Source organism: Bradyrhizobium hipponense, assembly GCF_008123965.1.
Taxonomy (GTDB): domain Bacteria; phylum Pseudomonadota; class Alphaproteobacteria; order Rhizobiales; family Xanthobacteraceae; genus Bradyrhizobium; species Bradyrhizobium hipponense.
Genome location: NZ_VSTH01000181.1, coordinates 1 through 7,486, shown reverse-complemented (window position 1 = coordinate 7,486; position 7,486 = coordinate 1). Strand labels below are relative to the sequence as shown.

General features: G+C 65.7%; 4 protein-coding genes and 1 pseudogene. All 5 read left to right on the top strand.

Features of this window, described 5'->3' with window-relative positions:
- The first annotated feature begins 405 nt into the window (after nucleotides 1–405).
- The 5 genes and pseudogenes from FXV83_RS38100 (at nucleotide 406) to FXV83_RS38080 (ending at nucleotide 7,395) form a co-directional block, all read left to right on the top strand.
- Nucleotides 406–1,215, top strand: coding sequence for a DUF3108 domain-containing protein (locus tag FXV83_RS38100; RefSeq protein WP_187436454.1), 810 nt, complete (start codon nucleotides 406–408; stop codon nucleotides 1,213–1,215).
- Nucleotides 1,216–1,977: 762 nt separating this feature from the next.
- Nucleotides 1,978–5,412, top strand: a complete 3,435-nt coding sequence (locus tag FXV83_RS38095; RefSeq protein ID WP_148745013.1) for a helicase-related protein — start codon at nucleotides 1,978–1,980, stop codon at nucleotides 5,410–5,412.
- Between the two features lie 34 nt (nucleotides 5,413–5,446).
- A pseudogene (locus FXV83_RS38090) lies at nucleotides 5,447–5,716 on the top strand (RNA-binding S4 domain-containing protein); the annotation flags it as partial.
- Nucleotides 5,717–5,860: 144 nt separating this feature from the next.
- Nucleotides 5,861–6,199: a ferredoxin FdxA gene (gene fdxA / locus FXV83_RS38085; protein ID WP_027545217.1), complete on the top strand. Its 339-nt coding sequence runs from the start codon at nucleotides 5,861–5,863 to the stop codon at nucleotides 6,197–6,199.
- Between the two features lie 344 nt (nucleotides 6,200–6,543).
- Nucleotides 6,544–7,395: a CarD family transcriptional regulator gene (locus FXV83_RS38080; protein WP_187436453.1), complete on the top strand. Its 852-nt coding sequence runs from the start codon at nucleotides 6,544–6,546 to the stop codon at nucleotides 7,393–7,395.
- The last annotated feature ends 91 nt before the right edge of the window (nucleotides 7,396–7,486 follow it).

The window sequence follows — 7,486 nt, the reverse complement described above, 5'->3', positions numbered from 1 at the left end:
TGTACTCCCTCTCCCGCTTGCGGGGGAGGGCCGGGGTGGGGGCTGTCTCCGCAGAGGGGCAGTCGTTATCACGGCTGGTGTCCCCAAGAGGAGAGAACCCTCACCCGGCGCGCGGGACGATGCTTCGCATCGCCCGGTCGCGCCGACCTCTCCCGCACGCGGGAGAGGTATTCGAGCCCGCGGTTGCGCAATCACCAAAACGGCAATGATTAAAACCGCTTACCATCACATAAAGGGCGTAATCGCACCCGAAAAGTCGCCTGGAGTTCCCATGGCCTTGCGCCCGGACACATTGTTTGCCGCAATATTTGGCTTAACTAACAAGGCCTGACGGCCCCATTGGATGGCTTCGTGCTGACCCTGACCCCTCATCTGCCCCGGCTGCATCGCGCCGGCCGGCTGGCTCTGGCCGCGCTTTGCGCCCTGGCTTTCGCCTGGGAGGCGAAGCCCGCGGCGGCGCAAGGCAAGCTCGAGGCGCAGTACGAGGCGACGCTGGCCGGCATTCCCGTCGGCAAGGGCGCCTGGAACATCGACATCCAGGACGATGTGTTTTCCGCGGCGGCCTCGGGCGGCACCTCGGGGCTGCTGAAATCGATCGCCAACGGCTCCGGCACCGGCGCCTCGCAGGGCCGCGTCGTCAACGGCGCGCTGGTCGCGACCGGCTACCAGGCCTCCACCACCACCTCGAAGAAGACCGAAGAGATCCGCATCACGCTGGACAAGGGCAATGTGAAGGACTTTGCGATTCTGCCGGAGCCGCCGGTCGATGCCGATCGCATCGTCGTCACCGAGGCGCATCGCCGCGGCGTCTGGGACCCGATGACGGCCTCGCTGCTGCGCGTGCCCGGCACCGGCGATCCCTTGTCGGCGGAGGCCTGCAAAAATTCCGCGCCGGTGTTCGACGGCCGCATGCGCTACGAGCTCAAGCTCGATTTCAAGCGCATGGAAACGGTGAAGGCGGAAAAGGGCTATCGCGGCCCGGTCGTGGTCTGCTCGCTGTATTTCGTCCCCGTCGCCGGCTACATCCCCGACCGCCCCGTGATCAAATACCTCGCCGCCCAGCGCAACATCGAGATCGCCTTCGCTCCCGTCGCGGGCACGCGGATCCTGGTCCCGTTCTGGCTGAAAGTGCCGACGCCGCTCGGGCCGGCGATGCTGGAAGCGACGAGCTTCATCACCTCAGCCCAGCCGCCAAGGGTGGCGAAGACGCAGTAGGGGATGCCCTCCGCCCTGCGCCCGCTTCTCTGGCTCCGTCCCCGCCACACCCACCGCCGTCATTCCGGGGCGCGACAAAGTCGCGAGCTATGATGCGCAATTGCGCATCTGAGAATCCATCAGGCCGCGGAGACTGTTGTGCGATGGATTCCGGGCTCGCGCTGCGCGCGCCCCGGAATGACGAGCGGAGAGAGTTTGGCCGGTAAAGAAGCTCGTTACTTCAATCGCTTACCTACTGTGCATGGGGTTGTTTTCACGAAAATGAGTTTGGAGAGGCCGCCCACGCGAATCCATTTGACTCCTCCCCGATTCTGATTCGACTCCGCGCCGTCCCCAGCTTTAAGAAACCCGCCACGCAAACGCCGCTTGTGCGACAGCGCGAAACTCCATCTAGTGCGAGTCAAACCAGCGTCCCGCGACATCTTGCGTGAACGGAACAGGACTCAACACGGCGTCAGCGATTCGGCCGCGATTCGTTCTGGAGTCGTTCCGAAGCTTAAAGCCAACGGGAAAAGCGTCGCAAAGTGAGACAGTTGCGCGAGGATTGGGGAGCGTCGCCGCATTCTCCGCTGTCATGCCCCGGCCTGACCGGGGCATCCAGTACGCCGCGCCCTCTCGGCTTGATCTGCGCCGCCTCTGGAATACTGGATCGCCCGGTCGAGCCGGGCGATGACCGCGGTGTGTATGCGCGATGAGCGCTTCGCGCCGCCGCCTCAAACAGCACTGACATTCGCCCCAAACCGTCATTACCTATCCCCCTAGATGCCCTTTTCCTCCTCCCCCTTCGCCTCCGAGCGCGCCCCCGGTGCTGGCGTCACTGCGGTGCTCGGGCCGACCAACACCGGCAAGACCCATCTGGCCATCGAGCGGATGCTGGCGCATTCGTCCGGCATGATCGGGCTGCCGCTGCGGCTGCTCGCGCGCGAGGTCTACAACAAGATCGCCGATCGCGCCGGGCCGGAGGCCGTCGCGCTGATCACCGGCGAGGAGAAGATCAAGCCGAAGGCGCCGCGCTATTGGGTTTCGACCGTCGAGGCGATGCCGCGCGACCTCGACGTCTCCTTCCTCGCCGTCGACGAGGTCCAGATCGCGTCTGATCTCGAACGCGGCCACGTCTTCACCGACCGCATCCTCAACCGCCGCGGCCGCGACGAGACGCTGCTGCTCGGGGCTGCGACGATGCGCCCGATCATCGAGCGCCTCTTGCCCGGCGTTTCCATGATCACGCGGCCGCGGCTGTCGCAGCTCGAATTCGCCGGTGACCGCAAGATCACGCGCCAGCCGCGGCGCACCGCGATCGTCGCGTTCTCCGCCGATGAAGTCTACGCCATCGCCGAGCTGATCCGCCGCCAGCATGGCGGCGCCGCGGTGGTGCTGGGATCGCTGTCACCGCGGACGCGCAATGCGCAGGTGGCGATGTTCCAGAACGGCGACGTCGATTATCTCGTCGCCACCGACGCGGTCGGCATGGGCCTCAATCTCGACGTCGACCACGTCGCCTTTGCCTCCGACCGCAAGTTCGACGGCCACCAGTTCCGCCGCCTGACGCCGTCCGAGTTCTCGCAGATCGCCGGCCGCGCCGGGCGCGCCACGCGCAACGGCACCTTCGGCACCACCGGCCGCTGCGCGCCGTTCGAACCCGAACTCGTCAATGCGCTGCAGAACCACACCTTCGACAGCGTCAAGGTCTTGCAGTGGCGCAATGCGAGGCTGGATTTCGCCTCGCTCGGCGCGCTCCAGGTGTCGCTGAACCTCGCCCCCGGCCACGAGTCCCTGACGCGCGCGCCGATCGCGGAGGACATGCGGGTGCTCGATCACGCCGCCCGCGACGTCGAGGTGCGCGATATCGCACATGGCAAGACGGCCGTGGAACGGCTGTGGGAAGCCTGCCAGGTCCCGGATTACCGAAAGCTGTCGCCGGCCGCCCACGCCGAGCTCGTCACCACGCTGTACGGCTTCCTGATGCAGAAGGGCCGCATTCCCGACGCCTGGTTCGCTTCCCAGATCGACCAGGCCGACCGCGTCGACGGCGACATCGACACGCTGTCGGCCCGGATCGCGCAGATCCGCACCTGGACCTTCGTCGCCAACCGGCCGGACTGGCTCGCGGACCCCGAACACTGGCAGGGGATCGCGCGGGAGATCGAAAATAAATTATCGGATGCGCTCCATGAACGCTTGACTGAGCGTTTCGTTGATCGTCGGACCAGTGTATTGATGCGCCGCCTGCGGGAGAACACGAGCTTGAATACGGAAATCGGCAAGACCGGCGAAGTGATCGTCGAAGGCCATGTCATCGGCCGCCTCGATGGCTTCACCTTTGCACCGGATGCGGCGGAAGCCGGCTCGGATGCGAAAGCCTTGCAGGCTGCCGCCCAGGCGGTGCTCGCCGGCGAGATCAATGCGCGCGCCGAAAAATTGGGCAATGCGCCGGACGAGCAGTTCGTGCTGACGTCCGACGGCACCATCCGCTGGACCGGCGACGCGGTGGCGCGGCTGACCGCCGCAGACGAGGCGCTGCATCCGCGCATCCGCATCATCTCCGACGAGCGCCTCTCCGGGCCGCCGCGGGAGAAAGTGCAGGCCCGCCTCGATCTCTGGCTCAAGACGCATATCGAAAAGCTGCTCGGGCCGATGTTCGAGCTGTCGAAGGCGGCTGACGTCACCGGCATTGCCCGCGGCATCGCCTATCAGCTCGTCGAGGCGCTCGGCGTGCTGGAGCGGCCGAAGATTGCGAGCGACCTGAAGGATCTCGACCAGCCCTCGCGCGCTGTGTTGCGCAAATACGGCGTCCGCTTCGGCGCCTATCACCTCTATTTCCCCGGCCTGTTGAAGCCCGCGGCGCGTGCGCTCGCCGCGCTGCTGTGGGCGCTGAAGCAGGACAATGTCGATCTGTCGTCGCTGTCAGGCGCGCAGCATCTGGCAAGCTCGGGCCGCACCTCGTTCCCGGTCGACAAGCAGCTGCCGCGCGATGCCTATCGCGTGCTCGGCTACAAGCAGGCCGGCGAGCGCGCCGTGCGCGTCGACATTCTGGAACGGCTCGCCGATCTGATCCGCCCGGCGCTGTCGTGGCGCGAGAATTCGCCCGGCGAAAAGCCGGCCGGCGCGTTCGACGGCCGCGGTTTTGTCGTGACGCAGGCGATGACCTCGCTCACCGGCTCGGCCGGCGAAGATTTCGCCTCGGTCCTGCGCGCGCTCGGCTATCGCATGGAAAAGCGCGCGCCGTTGCCGCCGAAGCCGGCGGCGGCTGTCGCAGAGACGGTCGCGGCCGAGACTGTGCCCGCCGAGGGCAGCGCAGAGACGTCGAGCGAGACCTCAACCGAGACCGCCGCCGAGGCCGTTGCCGGCCTGCCGGAGGAACCGACTGCATCCACCGAAGCCGCCGCCGAGCCGGTCACGGTCGAAGACGCGCCCGGCATGGAGCAGCACGACGCGCCTGAGGCCGAGCCTGCGCTGGAAGCATCAAGCGAAGCCGCGGTCACGCCGGAAGATGCCCCTGGCATCGCACCGCCGGTTGAAGAAGCGACAGCACCCGCCGAGGCTGCCGGCCTCGAAGCTGCGCCCGCAGAGACCGCCGCAACGGAAGCCGCCACATCGGCCGATGCCGCTGCGCCCGTGGAACCCGCACCCGCGGAGCCCGAGCTCGTCGAGGTCTGGCGTCCCGCCGGCCGTCACGAGGATCGCAAGCCGCGCCACGAGCGCCATCGCCACCAGCGTCACCACAATCAGCCGCGTGCGCAGGACGGCGCCCAGGCAGGTGCTGCACCGGCAGAGGGCGAAGCGGCGCCGGCGGCCGATGGCGAGAAGCGCGCCGAGCGTCATCGCCATGGCGGTCATCGCAGGGATGGCGGCAAGGATTTCCGCAAGCCCCGTGAGGCCGGCGCCGACGGCGCGCCGCGCCAGGACGGACGCGAGAACCAGGGACGCGAGAACCGCAGCTTCCAAGGTAGAGATCAGGGCAAGGATCGCGACAAGGATCGCGATCGCAACAAGGGCAAGTTCGGCGGCGATCGCGACAAGGGCCGCGACAATCGTGGCCGCGACCGCGACAAGGGCCGCGACCGCCAGGGCGGCCCGTCGCTGCGTCCCTACGCATCGAGCGCGAATCCGCGCGAGCGCGATCGTCCGATCGATCCGAACTCGCCCTTCGCCAAGCTCGCCGCGCTGAAGGAGCAGCTCGCGGGGCGCAAGGAATAGCCAAGCGGAAGGAAGAGGAACAACGCCCACGACCGAACGGCAGCGCCTCGACAAATGGCTGTGGCATGCGCGGGTGGTGAAGGCGCGCACCTCGGCGGCTGAGCTCGTCGAAACCGGCCACGTCCGCATCAATGGCGTGCGCGAGAAGTCGCCGGGGCATGCGGTCAAGATCGGCGACGTGCTGACGATCGCGCTCGATCGCACCGTGCGCGTCCTGAAAGTGGCCGCCTTCAATGAGCGCCGCGGCGATGCTGCTTCGGCGCGCGTGCTCTACGAGGAGCTCGGCGAGGCGAAGCACAACTAGAAGCGCAATTAATTGCGCCTTACATTCATTTCTTGGTCGATCACACGCGGAAAGCCGTCATGATCGGCCGTCCCCGACCTTGCAGCGCCGGGCCATCCGCGCTACGCAAGCCGCGACTTTTAAAAGAGCTTTTCGGAGCGTTGGATGACTTACGTCGTCACTGAAGCCTGCATCAAGTGCAAGTACACCGACTGCGTCGAGGTCTGCCCGGTCGACTGTTTCTATGAGGGTGAGAACATGCTCGTCATCCATCCGGACGAGTGCATCGATTGCGGCGTGTGCGAGCCGGAATGCCCCGCCGACGCCATCAAGCCGGACACGGAACCGGGCCTGGAAAAGTGGCTTTCGGTCAACGCTGACTATGCCAAGAGCTGGCCGAACATCACCCAGAAGAAAGAATCACCCGCCGACGCCAAGGAATTCGACGGGATGGAAGGCAAGTTCGAGAAGTATTTTTCGCCGAACCCCGGCTCGGGCGACTAATTCAGGCTCAAACTTAACCCTATTAGCTTCAAACGAGCCGAAAACCAGCCCTCTAGACCCCTAAATCATTGATTTTTGCGGGAAATGTGCTATATTGGGCACATCAAGCTGAACCCCGTCAGCCCACTTGGCCCCTCTGGGTTCCCGTGAAACCAAATGTCGAACAGGGGCGTGGCAGTTTCCGCGCGCAGGCTGTGTCACAGAAAACGCGTAAAAAGAGTACTTCAGCGAGGGCTTCCCATAAGGAGGCCAAAAAAGTCGCCGCGGCCAGCCGTAGCGCATCCAAGGGTCGGGCCGCTGCCAAGGCGCCGGCTGCAAAGTCCTCGAAGAACAAAAGAAGCGCAATGCCTCATAAGACTGCCAAAACTGCCGCGAAAGCGACCGTTTCCAAGCCTGCTGCCAAGGCTGCCACGTCCAAGGCTGCCACGTCCAAGGCTGCCCTTTCCAAGGCTCCCGCTCATAAGGCCCCCGCTCACAAGCCTGCTGCTTCGAAGGCGCCTGTTGCTGCCGCCCCTGCCAAGGCCCCCGTCGCTGCCAAGCCGGCCGTGAAGGCCGCTGCACCCGCGCCGAAGGTCGAGGAAAAGAAGGTCGTGACCCAGCGCCAGGGCTTCAAAGCCAACGAATTCGTCGTCTATCCCGCTCACGGCGTCGGCCAGATTCTGGCCATCGAGGAGCAGGAGATCGCCGGTGCCAAGCTCGAGCTGTTCGTCATCAACTTCATCAAGGACAAGATGACGCTGCGCGTTCCGACCGCGAAGGTCGCCAACGTCGGCATGCGCAAGCTCTCCGAGCCTGCGCTGGTCAAGAAGGCGCTCGAGACGCTCAAGGGCCGCGCCCGCGTCAAGCGCACCATGTGGTCGCGCCGCGCCCAGGAGTACGAAGCGAAGATCAATTCTGGTGACATCGTCGCGATCGCGGAAGTGGTGCGCGATCTCTACCGCTCCGAATCGCAGCCCGAGCAGTCCTACAGCGAACGCCAGCTCTATGAAGCGGCGCTCGATCGTCTGTCGCGCGAGATCGCGGTGGTGCAGCACTCGACCGAGACCGAAGCGGTCAAGGAGATCGAAGCCCAGCTCGCCAAGAGCCCGCGCCGCACCGGCGCCAAGGCGGAAGCCGCCGATGGCGAGGCCGATACGGATGCCGAGGGCGATGCCGACGACGCCGATGGCGCCACGGTCGCCGACGAGGCCGCGTAAGCGTTTCTCGCGTCCATCGCAGAGATCAAAAGCCCGGCCGCTCGGCCGGGCTTTTTGTTGGGGTGTCGTAGGTAGGGTGGGTTAGTACTAC